The 19,253-nt window shown below is 64.8% G+C and carries 17 protein-coding genes; 8 read left to right on the forward strand and 9 right to left on the reverse strand.

Annotated features, from left to right (window positions below):
* The first annotated feature begins 96 nt into the window (after window positions 1–96).
* The 3 genes from GX414_14255 (at window position 97) to GX414_14265 (ending at window position 2,623) form a co-directional block, all read left to right on the forward strand.
* A complete protein-coding gene (locus GX414_14255) occupies window positions 97–1,197 on the forward strand; it encodes a response regulator (protein ID NLI48261.1) in 1,101 nt (366 codons plus the stop codon).
* A gap of 154 nt (window positions 1,198–1,351) precedes the next feature.
* The gene (locus tag GX414_14260; GenBank protein NLI48262.1) at window positions 1,352–1,987 is read left to right on the forward strand and encodes a superoxide dismutase; all 636 of its coding nucleotides are present in this window, start codon (window positions 1,352–1,354) and stop codon (window positions 1,985–1,987) included.
* A 78-nt stretch (window positions 1,988–2,065) separates the two neighbouring features.
* On the forward strand, window positions 2,066–2,623 hold the full coding sequence (locus tag GX414_14265) for a glutathione peroxidase (GenBank protein NLI48263.1): 558 nt from the start codon (window positions 2,066–2,068) through the stop codon (window positions 2,621–2,623).
* 30 nt (window positions 2,624–2,653) lie between these two features.
* Here GX414_14265 and ptsP read toward each other — a convergent pair whose 3' ends face one another.
* From ptsP to GX414_14305, 8 genes are all read right to left on the reverse strand, one after another.
* Window positions 2,654–4,432 (reverse strand): phosphoenolpyruvate--protein phosphotransferase, encoded by a 1,779-nt coding sequence (gene ptsP, locus GX414_14270; GenBank protein ID NLI48264.1) that lies wholly within the window; start codon window positions 4,430–4,432, stop codon window positions 2,654–2,656.
* A complete protein-coding gene (locus GX414_14275) occupies window positions 4,429–4,713 on the reverse strand; it encodes an HPr family phosphocarrier protein (protein NLI48265.1) in 285 nt (94 codons plus the stop codon). Before GX414_14275 ends, ptsP begins: the two co-directional genes overlap by 4 nt.
* Before the next feature lie 103 nt (window positions 4,714–4,816).
* On the reverse strand, window positions 4,817–5,218 hold the full coding sequence (locus tag GX414_14280; GenBank protein NLI48266.1) for a PTS sugar transporter subunit IIA: 402 nt from the start codon (window positions 5,216–5,218) through the stop codon (window positions 4,817–4,819).
* A complete protein-coding gene (gene hprK / locus GX414_14285) occupies window positions 5,215–6,198 on the reverse strand; it encodes an HPr(Ser) kinase/phosphatase (GenBank protein NLI48267.1) in 984 nt (327 codons plus the stop codon). Before hprK ends, GX414_14280 begins: the two co-directional genes overlap by 4 nt.
* A 15-nt stretch (window positions 6,199–6,213) precedes the next feature.
* A complete protein-coding gene (raiA, locus tag GX414_14290) occupies window positions 6,214–6,759 on the reverse strand; it encodes a ribosome-associated translation inhibitor RaiA (protein ID NLI48268.1) in 546 nt (181 codons plus the stop codon).
* A gap of 13 nt (window positions 6,760–6,772) precedes the next feature.
* On the reverse strand, window positions 6,773–8,218 hold the full coding sequence (gene rpoN, locus GX414_14295; GenBank protein ID NLI48269.1) for an RNA polymerase factor sigma-54: 1,446 nt from the start codon (window positions 8,216–8,218) through the stop codon (window positions 6,773–6,775).
* Between the two features lie 69 nt (window positions 8,219–8,287).
* The gene (lptB, locus tag GX414_14300; protein NLI48270.1) at window positions 8,288–9,013 is read right to left on the reverse strand and encodes an LPS export ABC transporter ATP-binding protein; all 726 of its coding nucleotides are present in this window, start codon (window positions 9,011–9,013) and stop codon (window positions 8,288–8,290) included.
* Between the two features lie 12 nt (window positions 9,014–9,025).
* Window positions 9,026–11,365 carry an LPS export ABC transporter periplasmic protein LptC gene (locus GX414_14305; GenBank protein ID NLI48271.1) on the reverse strand — a complete coding sequence of 780 codons (2,340 nt, stop codon included), beginning with the start codon at window positions 11,363–11,365 and terminating at the stop codon, window positions 9,026–9,028.
* 269 nt (window positions 11,366–11,634) lie between these two features.
* Here GX414_14305 and GX414_14310 point away from each other — a divergent pair, with 269 nt between their 5' ends.
* Entirely contained in the window at window positions 11,635–13,881 is a 2,247-nt protein-coding gene (locus GX414_14310; protein NLI48272.1) for a hypothetical protein, read from the forward strand.
* Between the two features lie 2 nt (window positions 13,882–13,883).
* Window positions 13,884–15,431 carry a tetratricopeptide repeat protein gene (locus GX414_14315; protein NLI48273.1) on the forward strand — a complete coding sequence of 516 codons (1,548 nt, stop codon included), beginning with the start codon at window positions 13,884–13,886 and terminating at the stop codon, window positions 15,429–15,431.
* On the opposite strand, the gene GX414_14320 is transcribed toward GX414_14315, so the two are convergent.
* On the reverse strand, window positions 15,432–16,400 hold the full coding sequence (locus tag GX414_14320; GenBank protein ID NLI48274.1) for a DMT family transporter: 969 nt from the start codon (window positions 16,398–16,400) through the stop codon (window positions 15,432–15,434). It abuts the gene before it with no gap.
* 116 nt (window positions 16,401–16,516) lie between these two features.
* Here GX414_14320 and GX414_14325 point away from each other — a divergent pair, with 116 nt between their 5' ends.
* The 3 genes from GX414_14325 to GX414_14335 form a co-directional block, all read left to right on the forward strand.
* Window positions 16,517–17,560, forward strand: a complete 1,044-nt coding sequence (locus tag GX414_14325; GenBank protein NLI48275.1) for a thiazole biosynthesis adenylyltransferase ThiF — start codon at window positions 16,517–16,519, stop codon at window positions 17,558–17,560.
* Between the two features lie 107 nt (window positions 17,561–17,667).
* Window positions 17,668–18,588, forward strand: coding sequence for a PLP-dependent cysteine synthase family protein (locus GX414_14330; protein NLI48276.1), 921 nt, complete (start codon window positions 17,668–17,670; stop codon window positions 18,586–18,588).
* A 182-nt stretch (window positions 18,589–18,770) separates the two neighbouring features.
* The coding region (locus GX414_14335) for a hypothetical protein (protein NLI48277.1) at window positions 18,771–19,253 on the forward strand (483 nt) is incomplete at its 3' end.

The following is a 19,253-nucleotide window of genomic DNA, read 5'->3' on the forward strand; positions in this document are numbered from 1 at the left end:
CCAGCCGCGGAATCCCTCCGGCCGCTACCGCGTCATAATTGTGTGAATCGAACGCCGGGGATCTGGTACAATCATCTTTCTGAACCGGGAGGCCGCATGCTGGATTTCTCCCACCTCAGACCCGAAGAGCGCCACGTCCTCATCGCCGACGACGAACCCATGGTGCACTCCGTGCTCACGGCGATCCTCAACCGGCTGGGTTTCACCGCCATCAGCGCCTTCGACGGGCTGGAAGCCGCCAAGCAGCTTCAGGCGGTGCGGCTGCCCCTGGTGTTCACCGACATCAACATGCCCGGGATGAACGGCATCGACCTCTGCCGCTGGGTGCGGACCCACGCGCCGGACACGTCGGTCATCGCCATCTCCGGCGGCACCGACCTGACCACGGTGGTGGAGGTGATGCAGCTCGGCGCTTGCGACTACATCCAGAAGCCGTTCACCGTCCAGGCCATCGCCATCAGCCTGCAGAAGACGTTCGAAAAGCGCACTCTGGTCATCGAGAACCGCAACTACGTGGCCAACCTGGAGAACATGGTCCAGGAGCGGACCGTTGAACTGCGCAAGGCGCTCCACGAAGCCGAGCGGAGTTTCGACAACACCATCATCGCGTTCGCCCTGGCCCTGGAAATGCGCGAGCATGAAACCCACGAGCATTCCATCCGGGTGCGGGACTACGCCATGCTCCTGGCGCGCCGGGCCGGTCTGGCCGGAAGCGAAATCCACAACCTGTCGGTGGGCGCCATCCTTCACGACATCGGCAAGATCGGCGTCCCGGACCGCATCCTGCTCAAGCCCGGGCCGCTGACCCCCGACGAATGGACGGTGATGCGCCAGCACCCTGTCATCGGGGCCCGCATGATCGACCGCATCGATTCGCTGCCGGGGGCCACCCACGTGGTGCTGTCCCATCACGAATGGTTCGACGGCAGCGGCTACCCCCACGGTCTCAAGCAAGACCAAATCCCCCTGGAGGCCCGCCTGTTCGCGGTGGTCGACACTCTGGACGCCATGACCTCGGACCGGCCGTACCGCCGCGCCCTGAGTTTCGAGGATGCGTACGCGGAAGTCGGCCGGAACACCGAACGGCAGTTCGATCCCGAAATCGTCCGCGTCTTCCGCGACATCCCCATGGACGATTTTCTGGCCATCCGGGACCGGGTGGCCACCGCCGCCCCGGTCCCGTCAGCCGGCTCCTGACGCCGATGCGGGACCGGTGTCCGGCCGGTCCCTCGAATCCACCCCGACCGCCCCGCATCAAAACCATTCCGGCGATTCGGATTCCCGCGAACCGCCGGTGATCATGTGCAACATCATTCCGGCACTCACATTCTGTCTGACGAGGGAAAGCGACATGGACAAACTGCTCAATCAAACCTATCCGTTTCAATTGCCGGCGCTGGGATTCGCGTACGATGCCCTGGAGCCCCACTTCGATGCCCGGACCATGGAGATCCATCACACCAAGCACCACGCCGCCTACGTCAACAATCTCAACGCCGCCATCGAGAAGCACCCACACCTGCACCGGACGTCGCTCAGCGATCTGCTGCGCAACCTCGCGTCCCTGCCCGCCGAGATCCAGGCCGCGGTTCGCAACAACGGCGGCGGGCATTTCAACCACGCCTTGTTCTGGCAAATGCTCCAACCCGGCGGATCCGCCGTGCCCGGCGGCAAGCTCCGGCAGGCCATCGACGACGCCTTCGGTTCGTTCGGTGCGTTCCAGGAGAAGTTCGCCCAGGCGGCCGCAACCCGGTTCGGCTCCGGCTGGGCCTGGCTGGCCGTTGACGCATTCGACCGGCTTCAGGTGCTCTCCACCGCCAACCAGGACGGCCCGCAAATGGACGGCATGCGCCCCATCGTCGGTCTGGACGTATGGGAACACGCATATTATCTCAAGTTCCAGAACCGCCGGCCTGAATACATCCAGACATTCTGGAATGTGCTGAATTGGGACGTGGTGGACGGCTGGTTCACCGCCCGGCGCTGACCCCGTCCAGTGTGATAAACCCGGTCAGTCCGGCGGGACAGACCGCCGGACCCACCACCTTTATGCAAGGAGATCGTCATGATCCGAGTCGTATTCCTGCTGGCCCTGGCGGCGATCGCGACGGCCGTGGTCAATGCCGGCGCCGGTTCCGATGATGAAGGCACCGTCCACGCGTTCACCCTGAATACCATCGACGGCCAGCCCCGCCCGCTCTCGGCCTACGCGGGACAGGTCCTGTTGATCGTCAACACCGCCTCCCGGTGCGGGTACACCCCCCAATACGGTCCCCTGGAAAAATTGTACGAGAAGTACAAGGATCGCGGACTGCGGGTGCTGGCGTTTCCCGCCAACGACTTCGGCGCCCAGGAGCCGGGAACCAACGAGGATATCCGGGAATTCTGCGGCCGCACCTACGGGGTTACGTTCGACCTGTTCGCCAAGATCAGCGTCAAAGGCGACACCATGCATCCCCTGTACGCCTACCTGACCGCGCACGGTCCCAACCCCGGACCCATCCGGTGGAATTTCACCAAGTTTTTGGTGGATCGGCAGGGCCGCGTGGTCGCCCGCTTCGAGCCCAAGGCGGACCCGCTGTCCGAAGAAGTTGTGGCCCGGGTGGAGGCGTTGTTGCAGTGAGGCCCGCGGCGGCGGCGCCTCGAGGCGCCGTCAGGCGTGCAGCTGGTAGAGCTCGAGGAGCGTATCGGCGAACGGTTCGGGGAAGAACTCGGGCAGCCGCTCCAGAAACAGACGCCCGATGGCGTCCAGGGTGCTCAGCTTCGACAGCTCCGCGTGGAAGTGGGCCAGGGCCGGCTCATCCACATTCCGGAGCACGTAGCGCGCCAGCGGCAGCGCGGGCTTGTTCACGCTGAATCCCCGGAAGCCCACCGCCAGCAGCAGGAGCAGGAAGAATGGGTGGGCGGCCATCTCGCCGCAGCAGATGACCTCCTTTCCTTTATCCCGCACGCCCGCGAAGATCATTTCCAGCCCCCGCCGCACGGCCGGGTGAGCCGGCGCAAAAGCGGATGCGTCGGGGCTCGCGTTGCGGTCGTGGGCGACGGTGTACTGGACCAGGTCGTTGGTGCCCAGGGCGAAGAAATCCACCTCCTCGGCCAGGGCATCGACGATGAAGATGGTGCTGGGGATCTCCAGCATCACGCCGAGGGGTAGGGGGAGCCGGTGCTGGAGGTCCGCCTTCGCGGCGACGTCGGCGAGGATCGCTTTGGCGGTGCGCACCTCGTCCACGCTGGAGACAAACGGAAAAGTCAGGCGCAGGTTGCCCCGATCGTTGGCCCGAATGACCCCTTCAAGCTGCCGCCGGAACGCTTCCTGCAGAAAGATGCTGAGCCGGATACCGCGCATGCCCAGGGCCGGGTTGGTCTCATGGAACTGCTCACGCAGTTGGGGGATCTTGTCCGCGCCCAGGTCGAACGTGCGGATGTTGGCGGTGGCCGGGTACGCCTGCTCAGCCAGACGGCGGTAGACCGACTCGTGCTCGGCGACGGTGATGGCGTCCAGCGGCCGTCCCAGGTACAGGAACTCCGAACGGAACAGCCCGACTCCAGCGACGCCCAGCCCGGCGTAGTCGTCGAGATCCTGCGGAAGTTCGGCGTTGATATACAGGGCGCCGAGCGCCGGGGTCGGCCTCGGCCGGTCGTCTCCCCGCGCTTCCAGGAGACAGTAGGGGCCGCTGACCTCGCCGGCTGGCTGTCCCTGCTGGTGGCGGAAGCGTTCGATGGTCTCGCGGTCCGGATTGACCACCACCGCACCGCCGCTGCCGTCCACGATGAGGAAGTCGCCGGTGTGCACCTCCGCCGAGACAGCCTTGAGGTGGGTCACCGCCGGAATGTTCAGCGAGCGGGCGATGATGCTGGTGTGCGAGGTCCAGCCGCCGAAGTCCACGGCGAATCCCTTCAAGTGCTTGAGATTGATTTCACTGAACAACGACAGGCTGATCTCCGGACAGATCACGATCACGTCGTCGTACTGCTTGGTGTTGCCGTTGGGGATCCGCCCGGCGATGTTGTGCAGCAGGCGGTCGGCGATGTCGGCGATGTCGTGGAGCTTCTCGCGGAGATAGGCGTCCTGGAGTCCGACGTACACCGTCTGCAGATGCTCCGACACCACCTTCACCGCCCACTCGGCGTTCACCGCGTCGGCGGCGATGCGGCGCCGGATGGCCCCGCTGAAGTGGTCGTCCTGCAGGATGAGGATATGCGCGCTGATCATCGCCGAGTGCTGGCGGCCGAGCTCGTGCTCGAGCATCGCCTCGACCTGCTGCAGCTGGGCGGTGGTGCGAGCGACCGCCTCGTCGAACCGCCGCAGTTCGGCCGGAATGTCGTCCGGCCGGAGGCGGATCTTGAAGACGGGCGGGAGACCCGGGTCAACCTTCACCGCGTGGCCCATGGCGATGCCCGGTGACACGCCCTGTCCCGTCAGTTCCTTCATGTCGATTCCATCCCTTCGTCGAATGCGTTCGCGAACAGGCGCTCGATCTCGGCCATCGCCGCCGCCTCGTCATCACCCGTCACGGTCACCCGGAGCCGGGAGCCCCGGGAGGCGGCCAGCATGAGGATGCCCAGGATGCTTTTGCCGTCGATCTGCTCCTGCCGGTCCGGCCGGGCCAGATAGACCCGTGACCGGAAGCGGGAGGCCGCGGCCACCAGGCGAGCGGCGGCGCGGGCATGGATGCCCAGCGGATTATTCACCGTCAGCACTTTCTGCACCATGCGCGTTCCATTCCCGCAAAGGCGGCATTGTACACCCGGAGTCAAACGATGCGCCCGGCCGCGGACGGATGGGGCCGGCCGGCGGAGGGAACCCGGGCATCGCTCACAACTCGGCGAGGAACTGGGAGGCCACCGTGATGTTCGATTTGCCTTTCTCGCAGATCTTTTGGGCCAGCGAGGCGGCGGTCTCGCCGTCCGCCTGGTTGGCCGCCTTAATGATCATGGGCAGGTTGACGCCGGTGATCACCTCCACCCGATACTGGTCCATGAACGAGATGGCCAGGTTGGACGGCGTCCCGCCGAACATGTCGGTGAGGATGAGGATCCCCTGGGTGGCATCGAGGGAGCCGAGGATTTTGGCGATCTCCTCGCGGGCCTCGCTGACGTCGTCATGCCATCCGATGCATACGGGGATGATGTGTTCGATTTCGCCCACGATCATCTCGGCCGCCGCCACCAGCTCGCTGGCAAGCTGGCCGTGCGTCACCACCACACAGCTGATCATGGTGCCACCTCCTCGGTTCCAGCTGATGATGAGTTGGGATCCATCAGCGTCCGGTACAGGTCGCCCGTGGGATGTTGCCCGCTGGAGCGCATCAGGAAGACGCGGCAGGCCACCTCCACCAGCACCGACAAGTTGCGGCCCGGCGCCACCGGAATGCTCATGCTGGGCAGCTCGACGCCGAAGATCTCCCGCCGCTGCCAGGAGAAGCCGAGGCGGTCGTACTCCTTCTGGGGGTGCCAGCGCTCCAGCTCGATGTAGAAGACCACCTCCTTCATCCGGCTGACCGCCGAGATCCCGAACATCTCGCGCACGTTGAGGATGCCGATGCCCCGCAACTCGAGCAGATTCTGCACCGGCGGCGGCGACTCGCCAATGAGGTGCTTGCCGCCCACGTTGCGCAGGTCCACCACGTCGTCGGCCACCAGCCGGTGGCCGCGGAGGATCAGCTCCAGCGCGCACTCGCTCTTGCCGATGCCGCTTTCACCGCCGATGAGCACGCCCAGACCGTAGACGTCCATCAACAATCCGTGCAGGATCATCCGCGGCGACAACTCGATTTCCAGAAATTCGGTGAACCGGTAGATCGCCGTGGAACTGTCCAGTTCGGTGAGCAGGACGGGCAGGCCCTGCGTCCGGGCGAACTCGGCCAAGACCGGCGGCAATGCCAGCCCCTGGGTGACCATGAGGGCGGTGTTCAAGCGGGGCGCCAGTTTCGTGATCACGTCGCGGAGCTGGTCGGTCGGCCGGGACTTGCAGTAGCTGTCCTCGGTGTTTCCGAACACGTAGATCCGGCCGTCCTGGATATATTCGGTGAAGCCAGCCAGGGCCATGCCGAGTTTCTGCAACCGCTTTTTGGTGATGCGCCGCGTCAGCAGGACCGGATCCGAGCCTGGGTCCAGCCGGACAAACGACCGGTTCTTCTCGAGAAACCCGCCCACCGTCAAAGCGGGCGTCTGTGTCTGGGGGGCGTGGTCCTCCATGACCGATTGACCGGATTACGGGCGGATCAGTCCGAAATTGCCGTCGCTGCGACGGTACAGCACGTTGATCTGCTCCGACTGCGCGTTGTAGAACACCACGAAGCTGCCGCCCAATTCCCGCAGCTCCAGGATCGCCTCGTCAACGGCCATGGGCCGGGGATTGAGCGCCAGCTCCACCACCTGCGGATTCTCCGCCAGGACCGCCGGGCTGCCGAGGTCCGTGATGGAGTGGTGAAGCAGCCGCTCGTGGAGTTCCTCCTTGCCGGTGCCGCGGGCGATATCCTTCCGCCGGTCCTTGAAGCGGCGGATCTGTTTTTCCAGTTTTTCCACCACCGTGCCGATGGAGGCATACAGATCCTTGGACTCCTCGGTGGCGGTGAACGTGCCGTGCCGGGTGTTGAGCACCCCCTCGGCGATCTGACGGTGTTTCTCGACGGTGAGCACAAAATGGAAATCGCACTCGCCACCCACCAGCTTGGTGAATTTGTTGACGCGTTTCTGCACGTGTTCGCGGATGGGGGGGGTGATCTCGATGTGGCGGCCGGTGATTTCGATGTTCATGGCTCCTCCTTGTTTAGTTTTTCCGTCGTCGAGAGCGGGAGTTGGGCAGATCCATCTCCTCGCGGTACTTGGCCACGGTCCGGCGCTTGATCTCGATGCCGTCCCGGTTGAGGATGTCGGTCAGATCGTTGTCGGACAGCGGCCGGTCGGGATTCTCTTTCCCGATGAGATCCCGGATTTTCTCCTTCAGGATGTGGACCGAGATGTCGTCGCCTGCGTCCGTTTTGAAACCCAGGGTGAAGAACTGGCGAAGTTCCAGAATGCCCTGGGGGCAGTGCACCCACTTGTTGGTCACGGCACGGCTGACGGTGGACGTATGCAGCCCCAGCTGCTCAGCGACGTCCTTAAGCAGCATCGGCCGGAGATGGGCGATGCCGTTGTCGAGAAAAGCGCGCTGCCGCTCGATGATGATCTCGCAGACGCGGTAAATGGTGCGCCGGCGGTGGTCCAAGTTGCGGATGAGCTCGATGGCGCTGCGAAATTTATCCCGGATGAACCGTTTGTCCTCGCGGTTGGCCTGCCCGCCTTCGAGGATGCGGCGGTAGTAGGCATTGATGTGCAGGCGGGGCAGGCCGTCCTCGTTGAGAGTGATCACGTAGTTGCTGCCCACCTTGAGGATATAGACATCCGGCTGGATGTAGATGGTGTTGTCCGGCTGGTGCTGCAGACCGGGCTTGGGATTGAGATGGCGGATGCGCGCCACCGCCGCCTCCACATCAGCCGGCGGGCAGCCTTCGAGTTCGGCGATCCGGTCCAGCTGGCCGGCTTCCACGAGATCGGCGTGGCGCTCCAACACCCGGTAAGCCAGGGTGTCGGATTCCTCCCAGTAGCGCAGCTGGATGAGGAGGCATTCCCGCAGGTCCCGGGCGCCGACGCCCGGCGGATCGAAGCCCTGGACCAGGGTCAAGGCATCGGCGGCGTCGGCCGCCCCGACCGCGGCCGCGGCGGCGATCTCATCCAGGCCCACCTGCAGGTAGCCGTCCTCCGCCAGGTTGCCGATGATCTCCCGCGCCGCCCGCTCCACTTCCGGCCGCGTCTCGACCAGGTTCAGCTGCCAGTTCAGGTGCTCGTAGAACGAGACCGGGCGCACGGCGAATGTGTCGTACTCCGGCCGCTCGTAATGCTCGTACTCCGCGGTTTTGAAGCCGGGCGACAGGTACTCCTGGAAGTAGCTGTCCATCTCGACGTCGTCGAACGAGTCGCGGCCCGGTTCTTCGGTTTCCGCCGCGTCAGCGGCCGCAGCCGTCGGTGGTCCGTCCGCAAGGGGCCTCTCCGCAGCGTCTTCGGCCGTCTCGTCCAGAAACGGGTTTTCCAGCAGCTCGTTCTTGATGAATTCGCTGAGCTCCAGATGCGGCAGGGTGACCAGCTCGATCTTCTGGAGCAGGGCCGGGGTGAGGGTCAGCTTCTGAATGGGGGCGATCCGCAGGCTCTGGCGGAGATAGGGATTCTTATTCACCATGCGTTCGTTAAACCGTCACTCTGGGCCCATTATACCAGATCTGCGGGCGGGCGGGGAACCACGCCGGCGTCAGAGCAACTGGAAGTGTTCGCCGAGGTAGACGCGGCGAACTTCCTCGTCCGCCGCCAGCTCTTGCGGCGTGCCGTTCCGGAAAATTCGGCCTTCGTGGATGATATAGGCGCGGTCGGTGATCCGGAGCGTTTCACGGACGTTGTGATCGGTGATCACGACACCGATGCCCCGGGACTTGAGATGCACGATCAGCTTCTGAATGTCGATGACGGCCAGCGGATCGATGCCGGCGAATGGCTCGTCCAGGAGGATGAACGACGGTTTCAGCAGCAGGCAGCGGGCGATCTCCACGCGGCGGCGCTCGCCGCCCGAGAGGGTGTACGCCTTGTTCTTGCGCAGGTGGGCGATGCCGAACTCCTGCAGCAGATCGTTGGCGAGCTTCTCTTCCTGGCTGGCGGTGAGATTGAGGGTTTCGGCGATGGCCAGGAGATTCTCTTCGACGGTCAGCTTGCGGAAAACGGACGGCTCCTGGGGCAGGTAGCTGATCCCCTTCTGGGCCCGCAGGTACATGGGCATGTGTAGGATGTCTTCGTCGTTGTAGAACACCCGCCCGGCGTCGGGATGGGTGAGGCCGACGACAATATAGAACGTGGTGGTTTTACCCGCGCCGTTCGGTCCCAGCAATCCGACGATCTCGCGGTCGTTGATCGCCAGGTCGATGCCCTTGAGTACCTGGCGGCCACGGTACGACTTGGTGATCTGTTCGGTTCGGAGTTGGGGCATGCTGTTAAATTCTTATTTTTTAATGGTTTGCGAACTGGAATCCACGCGGATTTTATCATCCCCCCGGTGGAATGTCAATTGCGTCCCCCGGGTGGTGCGGCCTTCGACCCGGTCCACCACGACGGCCGGAGCACCGCTGAGCACGAACAGTCCGGCGGCCAGATCCAGTCGCAGCTGGTCGCCGGCGGCATCCCGGGCGGCCTGGTTGAGCCGCACGTGGCCGCGGGCGATCAGCTCGGACAGGCCGCCGCCCTCGCGGAACAGGCCGTCCAAGGTGTCGGCGCTCATCACGCCCTGGTCGGTTCGGGTCCTGACCTGGTCTTCGAAGCGGATCTCGCGGCGCTCGGGGTCGTACTGCATCCGCTCGGAGGTGATCTCGAACCGCTGCTCCTTTCCCTGGCCGTCCCGGGTGAAGAAAATCCCCCGGACCTTGTCTTTGGCGCTGAAACGGCCCCCGCGCTGCTCCAGCTCGAATTGGCCGGCCGTCAGGATGTTTCGGCCCTGGACCATCCGGCAGGGGCCCCGGTAGACCAGGCGCCCGGCCGCCTCATCGCCTTCCAGCCCGCTGGCGTGGAGGTAGACCGGCTCCCGTTTCCCCTCACCGTTGCTCATGGCCGACAGGTCGAACTTGGCACCGGGCTGGCCCGGCATGATCGTGGTCTGCACGGGTCCCTGACCGGCCAGCGTCCGGCGCCGGACGTCATAGACGAAAATCTCAGCGCGAGTGACGGCGCCGCCGGTTTCAAACCGCGGCTCTCCCTTGAGCCGGAGCAGATCGTCCTTGAGGTTGGCTTCGGCCGCCCGCACCTGCTGCTCGGGGTCCTTGTAGGTCACGCCACCCTTCAGGACCATCGTGTCGATTCGGTTGCGCTCCTTGGGCCGGAGCGATCCGGCCAACGATCGACCGGTGGCCTCGCTCCATCGGCCGCCCGCCGCCGTCCGGTGCAACCGGACAGCGCCGTCGGCTTCGAACGCCGAGGCGTCGGCGCTGCCGGGGAAGAAATCCACCCGGAAGCGGTCGGCTTGAATGGTCGTCGTTTCGTTCGACGCCGGGCGGTGGAGCTGGCAGTCGCCGTGGCCCCGTCCCTCCGCCTGCGCCGGGAATCGGCCCTCGGCATCGTACTGCACCAAAAGTTCGTCCGCGGTCGCCTGATATGCATCACCACCGGCGGTGGTAGCGGTCACCCGGCCGCGGTCAAGAACTGTGATCCGGCCGACGGCGGGAGCGGACGTTCCGGTTTGGAATGCGATCCGGATCCGGCCGCCCGACAGGCGGTTGACACGCCGCTCGACCTGCTGGCTGATCGATGCCTCGCCGTCCAGCTGCAGGGTTTCCGGCTGCAAGTCGGGGCCGATCGCCAGCCGGAGGCTCTGACTCGTCATCTCCTGGCCGGTCCGTGCGGCGGTGAACCGGCAACCACCCGTCGCCTGCGTGGCGCTGATCCGGCCGGTGGGGTCCGCGTCGATGCGGATTTGCGCCGCCGACAGCTCGTCGCCGTTCATCCGCAGCCGTGCGTGGCCGTCGGCGTTCACCGATTCCAGTCGGTCGTTGGCGGGAGTGAGCCGGAAAACGACGGTGTCGCCGGCCAGTTCCATCTCGCCGGCCGTGTCGCGGCGGGAGAACACCGCTGCACCCGAGGTCACGGTCTCCTGGACGCGGTGCTCCGCGTCGAGTCGGACCAGCATCTCGGCGCCGGTCAGACGGGAGAGCGCACTGCGCAAGGTTACCCCGTCCTCCAGCCGGATGGTTCGGCCTTCGTCAAGGATCCAGCCCGAACCGGCCGCCAGATCAAGGTACTTTTCCCGCCCCTCGGGACGGTCCCGCACCTCGTCGGGCAACGTGTATTTCAACTCCAGCGGCTGCGTGAGCCGGAAGGTTCGCTCGCGCAACGACACCCGGAAGCCTCGCCCCTGTCCGGCGAGCCCCGGGGCCTCGAGCCGGAAGTCCGCCTCGTTCACCACCTGCTCCTGCGCCTTGTTGTAATCGAGCCGGGAGGTGATGACGGTGTAGCCCTGCGAGTGGAGGCGCACATCCCCCTGGAAGCGGACGTTCTGATCCAACACCGAATAGCGGCACTGTCTGGCTTCGATACGGTCCTGACGTTTCCCCTGCGGCCCGTGGTAGACGGCGGTGATCCCTTCCAGGTCGTTGATGCCGCCCCGGGTGGCCACGTTCTTCCGGGCGGTGATGATGAACAGGGGACGTCCGTCGCGTGACTCGACATACCGGATCTCCCGGATGTCGCTGGCGACATCCCGATCCAGCATCGCGGCTCCAGAGCCGGGCCCGTTGTCGCCGCCGCGTCGGATGAAGAAGAAGAAAGCGACTGCCAGCAGCACGACCGCCGCCATGCCGATGCTGAGTCTCTTGATGTGCCTGAAAAATCGAGTGATGTCCAGGGCCCCGGTCCTCCGGAGGTGGATCGGACGGGATGATTTTACCACCATTCGTCCCCGACCGCTCATCTGAAAGTTGCCATTTGTCGACTGCTGTGGCACAATGAGCGTGTTCCACTAAGGCATGTTCTTTCAGTCAGATCGATGCAGGCCCGTCAGCCGTGAACCCGTTCCGGATCCGGGGCCTTCTGATGCGTGGTGCAACCGAGGAAGCAAAGGGGACTATGGCGCAGATCTCCCACGCCGAAAAGGAAATCAAGCTCAAGATCGTCTATTACGGCCCGGCCCTCAGCGGCAAGACCACCAACCTGATCTACATCCATCAGGTGCTCTTCCCCAACCAGGCGGTCAAGCTGTTCTCGATCAACACCGGTGATGACCGCACCCTGTTTTTCGACCTGCTGCCCCTGGAGCTGGGCCGGGTCAACGGTTACGACCTCAAGCTGCAGTTGTTCACCGTGCCCGGCCAGGTCCGCTACAATCAGACGCGGCGCGCGGTGTTGAGCAAGACCGACGGCGTGGTGTTTGTTGCGGATTCCCAAAAGGGCTTCGAAGACTCCAATCTCGAAAGCTACACCAATCTCAAGGAAAATCTCGCGCTGAACCACCTTTCGTACGCCAGCATCCCCCTGGTCATTCAGTACAACAAGCAGGACTTGGACGGGATCCACTCCGTCGAGGCCCTGGACCGTCAGCTCAACGATCGCCGGGTGCCCAGCTTCGGCGCCATCGCTATCACCGGCGTCGGCGTGCTCCAGACGCTGAAACAGTCGATCCTGCAGGTGCTGGGGCAATTCAGCCGGACATTTCCCGAGTTCCCCGTCTCTGAAATCGAGGACCGGATCGACCGCAGCTTCGAGGCGGTGCTCGACGCCTATCAGCAGGGCAGCCGCGCCGCGGCGCCGGTGGCCGAACCCGAAACCGCCTTCCGCGAGAAGCTCCAGGCCTCGGCGCACAACATCAAGGTGCGGGAAAGCCGGGATGAGATCTCTCAGGCCGAGCTGTTGGAGAAGGCCGTCGAGACCAACATCGAAATGGCCGAGCTCTACAACGCCCTGAACACCACGAAGAATCAGCTGGAACAGAAGAGCCGCGAGCTGACCATCCTGACTCAGGTGACGCAGGCGCTGGTGGAACCGTTCGATCCCGAACAGCTTCCGCGAATGCTGTTCAAGTCGGTGCTGATGACGTTCCAGACATCATACGGCTCGATCCTGCGGCTCGACCCCGGCAGCGGAAGGTTCCGGGAGTTGTTCATCTCCGGTTTCAGCAAAGACCCCCTGGACAGCCTCGCCTTGAGCGGCAGCGATTCCCTGGCCCGGCACTTGTTCGAACAACAGAAACCGTATTTTTTCAACGCCTTCTCCTTTGACGCGGACGCGCTGCCGGGCATGCCGCCGGCAGAGCTTGCCGAACAGCTGAAGAAGCGGCACATCATGGCGTTCATGAGCGTTCCCCTGCGCGCGGCCGATGCCCAGTTCGGCCTGGTGACTCTCTACCAGCTCATCAACGAAGCCAGCGTCCTGAAGGCATACGGGGCGGATGAACTCCGATTCCTGAACCGGCTCGGCGCCGTCATCTCCCTGGCCTTCGAGCGGATGGAGCAGGTCAAGCGGCTGCATGCGGTCGACAGCCAAGCGGACACCCTTATCGCCGAGCGCACCGCCGCGCTCGAGCAACAGGCCCACACGCTGTCCGCCCAGAACGCCGACTACCAGAACCGCCTCCACAAGCTGGAAACCCTGCTGGTGCCCCTCGTCCGGATGGACCAAGAGCGCTACCAGCGGGTGCAGGCTTTCCGGACCGACATCAGCAAACCGCTCTCGTCGGTGCTGACCGCGGGCAAGATCCTGGAAAAATTCGGCGTGACCAGCAAGGACAATTTGGACAAGTTCCTGGAGGTGCTGCGCGAAGAATCCGCCCGGCTGAACCAGGTGCTGGCGGGATTCGAAGCGGTCACGACCCGCTATTTCCGACCGGCAGATTTCGTCGAGGGCTCGTTCCCCCTGAGCGAGCTGCTGGCGAGGGTGCGCGAACTCTATCTGCCCGTCATCAAGATGAAGCGGCTGGAGTTCCGGGAGGACATCCCCGACGAACTGCCCAACGTGCTGGGTGATCGGCACAAACTCCAGTACGTGCTGAACCAGCTCGTGGAGAACGCCCTGCAGTTCACCGCCAGCGGATACTTGGAAATCCGCGCCCAATTCAATCCCGTCCTCAACGATCGGTTCATGGTGGTATCCGTTGCCGACACCGGCAGCGGGATCAGCCGGGAAAACCTGCCGCGGATTTTCGATCGGTTTTTCCGCGAGGCCGGCGATTTCGGCACGCAGCAGGTCAACTTCGGGCTGGGGCTGGCGTTCAGCAAGGAGATCATCGAGCATTACAGCGGCCGCATCTGGGCCAAGAGTGAAGAAGGGCTCGGCACCACGGTCTACGTGGAGCTGCCGGTCCACCAACGCGGGAGATGAGCATGCTGTTCTACAACAAGGCGCGCCTGAAGAAATCCGGCGAGAAGCTGGTTGCCCAGGGTCAGCTCGACAAAGCCGTGGCCGTGTTCGACAAAATCTTGGCCAACGAGCCGGAGGAGACGGACATCCTGTTCCTGGCCGGCGAGCTCAAGATCCGGCTCAAGCAGCGGGAGTCGGGCCTGGCCCTGCTGCACAAGGCCGCCTCCCTCTACGATCAGGGCAACGAAACGCAGAAGGCCATCTCAATCTTCAAGAAGTATCTCCAGCACGATCCGGATAACCTGGATATCCTGTCGAAACTGGCGGACCTCCACCTCAAGGCCGGCCACCCGGGCGAGACTTCGCAGACGCTGCTCCGCGCCGCGGCCGTCGCCAGCGCGAAGGACCCGTCGCAGGCCATTTACTACTACGAGAAGGTGCTCAAACATGAGCCCGACAATCCGGAGGGCCTGGCATCGCTGGCCGAGCTGTACCTGAAACAGAAGCTCATCCCGAAGGCTGTGGAGTGCAGTTTCCGGGCCGGCCAGAAGTTTTTCGAGAAGGGGAACTACGCCAAAAGTTACATGCACCTTTACACGGTGATCCAGCACGAGCCGGACAACCTGTCCGCCAACCTGATGATCCTCGAGACGCTCATCCGGTTGCAGAGCTACGAGGACGCGCTGGTCCACTGGAACGCGATGAGCCAGGGGGAGAAGGAGACCGATCTGAAGCTGCTGCAGTACCGCGGCGACATCCTGCTGGAACTCGGCCGGAAGGACGAGCTCAAGAACCTCGTCCACAAGATGAGCTTCATGGTGCCGGACAGCTACACCGTCATCTTCCGGTTCGTGGATCGCGCCCTGGGCTCCAAGCGCCACGCGATGGCGGTGGAGCTGCTCGACCTGCTCGATCTCTCCCAGTATCATTCTTTCAGCAGCAAGATCACCGAGGCGCTCTCCCGGATCTTGGCCGAGGACGAGGACAACGTGGGCGCCCTGCAGAAGATGGCCGAGCTGAAGATCTTCACCGGCGACATTCAGGGCGTCACCTCGATGTATGCCAAGCTGTATCAGAATTTCCTCAAGAACGAGGATCACCGCCGGGCGTACCAACTGCTGGAGAAATGGCTCAACCTCGAGGAGAGCAACGACTGGATCCGCCAGGAGATGCGCCGGCTGAAGCTGATCCTGGACGAGAAATCCGACCGCAACCTCGACCTGATGCGGGGCAAGCTCGAGGAGATCAGCCTGGCCGACCTGATCCAGATGCTGGAATCCGCCCGCAAGACGGGCGTCCTGCAGATCCGCTACACCGACCGGGTGGGCAAGATCTATTTCAACAAGGGCGCGATGATCCACGCGGCCTACCTGGACTCCATCGGCGCGGATACCATCTACCACCTGCTCAAGCTGCCGGGCGGCGATTTCACCTTCGACCCCAACCTCCCCGCCGGTCTGGTCACCAGCATCCAGCATTCCAACACCCAGGTGGTGCTGGACGCGCTGCGGGTCATCGACGAGGAAACCCATCGGCTCCGCGAGTCCGGCGAGGCGTCCGACGCGACCTGATCACGTTCGGCGCGCCGTCCGTCGGCCCATGAACAGCAGGCTCAGCGTGCTGGCCAGGATCAGGGCGCTGCCCAGCAGCGACCGACCGTCCTGCACCTCGCCGAAGAGCCACCAGCCCCAGGTCACCGCGAACACCACATTGGCGTACGTGACGATGGAAATCCGCCCGGCCGGCGCCAGCCGGTAGGCATGGGTCATGGTGAGCTGGCCCACCGCGGCGCTGACGCCGACGCCGAGGACGGGCAGCCAGCCGGCGGCCGTTGGCATCCGGAAGCCGGCGACGGTGGGCGGCAGCGCCATGACCACCGAGACCAGCGCGAAACAGAGGATGATGTGGAGGGGGGAGAACCACGCGGTCAGCTTCTTCACCGACAGGTAAGCCGCCGCCGAGAACACGGCTGACAGCAGGCCCACCAGCCCGGCGGTCAGCTCCATCGACAGGTCGGGCTTGACCACGTGATAGACGCCGTAGAATCCCACCGCCAGGGCCAGCAGCAGGCCGCCGGTGATCCGCTCTTCCAGCATCAGCGCGGCGAAGAGGAGGACAAACACCGGACTGGTCTTGTTCAGGATTACCGCGTCCGCCAGCTTCATCCGGCTGATGGCATACAGGTAACAGACCAGGCCCAGGCTGCCGAATACCCCCCGCGAGACCAGCAGCCACGCGTTGCGGTCGGCCAGCAGGCGGCGCCAGCGGCCGCCGTCGGCGGGGACCGCACGGTCGGCGAGGCGCCGTCGGCCGTGCGCGGAGTCGGCGCCGCGTTGGCGCCGCGTCTGCAGCCGGATCAAAGCGGCCATGATCACCGCCAGCATCACACCCCGGTAACAGGTCAGCGGCCACACGCCCACGTCGTTGACCGCCAGCTTGGAACACACGTCCATCAGGCTGAAGGCCAGGCTGCTGCCCAGCATGAGCCAGACCGCCCGATTTTCCTCCCGGCTTTTCAGCCGACTCACCGGTTCCGCCATGAAGGATTGACGCTCCATCCCCGACGGAATCATTTACAATAGCCGCGTACCGGACTATCTTACCGGATGACAGCCGGTCCGCGCACCAAAAAGCGCACCGCAGGAGGTAGCTGCCGATGGCCCCAGACCTGTGCGATCCGGATCGATACTCGCGGCAGATCCGCTTCCGGCCGATGGGGGCCGAGGGGCAGGCCCGTCTGGCGCGGGCGGCGGTGCTGGTGGTGGGATGCGGCGCCCTGGGCAGCTCGATCCTCGAAACGCTGGCCCGGGCGGGCGTGGGGCGCCTCCGGTTTGTGGACCGCGATACCGTCGAGTTGTCCAATCTTCCCCGTCAGGCGCTCTACACCGAGGTCGATGTCGTGCAGTGCCGTCCCAAAGCCGTCGCGGCCCGTGACGCCCTGCGGGCCATCAATTCGGCTGTCGTCAGCGAGGCGGTCGTAGCCGACTTCAACGCCACCACGGCGCCGGCGCTGGCCGCGGGGATGGACCTGATTCTGGATGGCACCGACAACTTCGAAACCCGCTTCCTGATGAACGAACTCGCGGTCCGGCTCGACACGCCGTACATCTACGGAGCCGCGCTCTCGGGGGTTGGCACGATCATGCCGGTGGTACCCGGCCGCACTCCGTGCCTGCGCTGCATCATGCCCGAGCCGCCCGAGCCGGGCACCGTGCCCACCTGCGACCAGGTGGGGGTCATCGCCCCGGTGGTCCGCATGGTGGCCGCACAGGAGGCCGCGCTGGCCATGCGGGTGATCGTCGCCGGCCGGGAGGAGCTGCCGGCCCGGCTGATCCAGTTGGACGCGTGGACGCCCGAATTCACCGTCATCGACGTCTCCGCCGGGCGCCGGCCCGATTGCCCGGTGTGCGGCTGCCGGCGGTTCGCCCTGCTCGATGGCGTCGGCGCGGAGGACGCGGCGCTGGACGGCAAGGCGATCGTCCAGCTGCAGCCGCCGCCCGGCCCGCCTCCCGACCTGGAGCGGCTGGCCGCCCGGCTGGCCGGCATCGGGGCGGTGACTCACAACCCCCACCTGCTCCGCCTCACCGTACCGCCGCACGAACTGGTCCTCTTCCACGACGGCCGCTGCGTCGTGCGGGGCACCACCGACCCGGCTGAAGCCCGCCGGCTGCGCGACCGGTACCTGGGCGCCTCCGTGTGATCCCCGCGCTCCGTCGCCGGCCGCGAGTAAACCCAGGCAGTGCTTGCAATCCACCAGGGGGCGGTCTATACTCTGCTTTATTTTTTTCCCAGTGAGGTATCATCCAGATGTCCCGTACGTCCGTCCTCGACCAGGTGGGTCACACGCCCCTTGTGGAGTTGCAGCGTTCGTCGCCGCACCCGGGCGTCCGCCTGTTTGCCAAACTCGAACACATGAATCCCAGCGGGTCGCTGAAGGATCGCATCGTCAAATACATCATCGAACAGGCCGAAGCGAACGGAACGCTCACCAAGGACAAGATCATCGTCGACGCCTCCAGCGGCAACACCGGGATCGCCATGGGCCTGATCGCCACGGCCATGGGCTACCGGTGCCGCGTGTACATGCCATCTTCCAAGAGCCGCGAACGCCGCATTATGATGAACTTCTACGGGGTTGAGCTGATCCTGACCGCACCGGACAACCCCCATTCCCACATCCACGCCTGCGAGGAAGTCGTTGCGGCTCACCCGGAGCAGTTTTTCTACCTGAACCAGAACGGCAATCCCGGCAATTACTGGGCCCACTACTACGGCACCGGCGCCGAGATCATCGCCGACATGGACGGCCTGCCGGTGGACGCCTTCCTGACCGGCCTGGGCACCGGCGGCATGCTGATGGGCGTCGGCCGCCGCCTGCGGGAGGCCCATCCCAAGGCCCGCGTCATTGCCATCGAACCCACCCAGGGGATTTCCAAGATCGAAGGCCTGCTTCACCTCGACGGCAGCTACCTGCCCCCGATCTGGGAGGAGCGCTGGGTGGACGAGCACATCTACGTCCCCGACGACACGGCCATCGAGTATGCCCGTCTGCTGGCGCAGCGCGAGAGCCTCTTCGGCGGCATCAGCTCCGGCGCCAACTACTGGGCGGCCCTGCAGGTCGCCGACCGGATCGGTTCCGGCAACATCGTTTTCGTCTGCTGCGACCGCGGGGAGCGCTACCTGTCCACCACCATGTGCCAGGGCATGGACGGCGGGAAGACGCTCTGAGGCCGCAAGATCCGGCGGCACCATTTCCGGCTCACCCCATATCCGACGAACCGCGGGCGGCATTCCCGGTCCGGTTGCAACCGGCCCGACTTTCGGCTGGTTGACTGACCGGGTGTGTCCCGCGCGGCCGACGCCGGTGCTCCCATGCTATAATATCCCCAGCTTGTCTCCGGGGGTGCCTCATGAGAGTTGCGGCTGCCCTGACTCTGATCCTGCTGGCGGCCGGGTTTGCCGCCGCAGATGCCCAGTATCTGCCCCACGTGGTCGTCGGCGGCGGCTACACCACCACGATCAACGCAACCAACCTGGTGCCGGATCAGACCGACTGGATCCTGATCTATTTTTACCGCGAGAACGGCGCCGCGTGGACGGTGCCCACGAACCTCGGCAATTACAGCCGCGTGGACCTGTGGTCCGGTCCGAACCAGACCCAGACGGTCGTTCTCTCCAGCCAGAGCACCGTCATCGAGAGCGGCTGGGCCATGGTGATGAGCCCGGGGCCGGCGATCGTCGCGGCCTCTTACGCCGCCACCGTGGATGCCGCCCCCGTCGCCTCGGCGGGAGTGCTGCCGGCCATGCCGGATGTGTGGAGCGTCCTCCCGGTGTCCGTCGCCACGGCGGCCAGCCGGGATACGGGCATCGCCCTGGTCAACCCGTCGAAGACC

Source organism: Acidobacteriota bacterium (assembly GCA_012517875.1).
GTDB lineage: Bacteria > Acidobacteriota > JAAYUB01 > JAAYUB01 > JAAYUB01 > JAAYUB01.

What these genes read in the sequence shown, in the direction of transcription:
- ptsP (NLI48264.1), bottom strand. Translation starts at nt 4,432, where the DNA reads ATGAAGGAACTGACGGGACAGGGCGTGTCACCGGGCATCGCCATGGGC.
- GX414_14260 (NLI48262.1), top strand. Translation starts at nt 1,352, where the DNA reads ATGGACAAACTGCTCAATCAAACCTATCCGTTTCAATTGCCGGCGCTG.
- hprK (NLI48267.1), bottom strand. Translation starts at nt 6,198, where the DNA reads ATGGAGGACCACGCCCCCCAGACACAGACGCCCGCTTTGACGGTGGGC.
- GX414_14305 (NLI48271.1), bottom strand. Translation starts at nt 11,365, where the DNA reads ATGGCGGCGGTCGTGCTGCTGGCAGTCGCTTTCTTCTTCTTCATCCGA.
- GX414_14320 (NLI48274.1), bottom strand. Translation starts at nt 16,400, where the DNA reads ATGGCGGAACCGGTGAGTCGGCTGAAAAGCCGGGAGGAAAATCGGGCG.
- GX414_14330 (NLI48276.1), top strand. Translation starts at nt 17,668, where the DNA reads ATGTCCCGTACGTCCGTCCTCGACCAGGTGGGTCACACGCCCCTTGTG.
- GX414_14280 (NLI48266.1), bottom strand. Translation starts at nt 5,218, where the DNA reads ATGATCAGCTGTGTGGTGGTGACGCACGGCCAGCTTGCCAGCGAGCTG.
- raiA (NLI48268.1), bottom strand. Translation starts at nt 6,759, where the DNA reads ATGAACATCGAAATCACCGGCCGCCACATCGAGATCACCCCCCCCATC.
- GX414_14265 (NLI48263.1), top strand. Translation starts at nt 2,066, where the DNA reads ATGATCCGAGTCGTATTCCTGCTGGCCCTGGCGGCGATCGCGACGGCC.
- GX414_14325 (NLI48275.1), top strand. Translation starts at nt 16,517, where the DNA reads ATGGCCCCAGACCTGTGCGATCCGGATCGATACTCGCGGCAGATCCGC.
- GX414_14310 (NLI48272.1), top strand. Translation starts at nt 11,635, where the DNA reads ATGGCGCAGATCTCCCACGCCGAAAAGGAAATCAAGCTCAAGATCGTC.
- GX414_14275 (NLI48265.1), bottom strand. Translation starts at nt 4,713, where the DNA reads ATGGTGCAGAAAGTGCTGACGGTGAATAATCCGCTGGGCATCCATGCC.
- rpoN (NLI48269.1), bottom strand. Translation starts at nt 8,218, where the DNA reads ATGGTGAATAAGAATCCCTATCTCCGCCAGAGCCTGCGGATCGCCCCC.
- GX414_14255 (NLI48261.1), top strand. Translation starts at nt 97, where the DNA reads ATGCTGGATTTCTCCCACCTCAGACCCGAAGAGCGCCACGTCCTCATC.
- lptB (NLI48270.1), bottom strand. Translation starts at nt 9,013, where the DNA reads ATGCCCCAACTCCGAACCGAACAGATCACCAAGTCGTACCGTGGCCGC.
- GX414_14315 (NLI48273.1), top strand. Translation starts at nt 13,884, where the DNA reads ATGCTGTTCTACAACAAGGCGCGCCTGAAGAAATCCGGCGAGAAGCTG.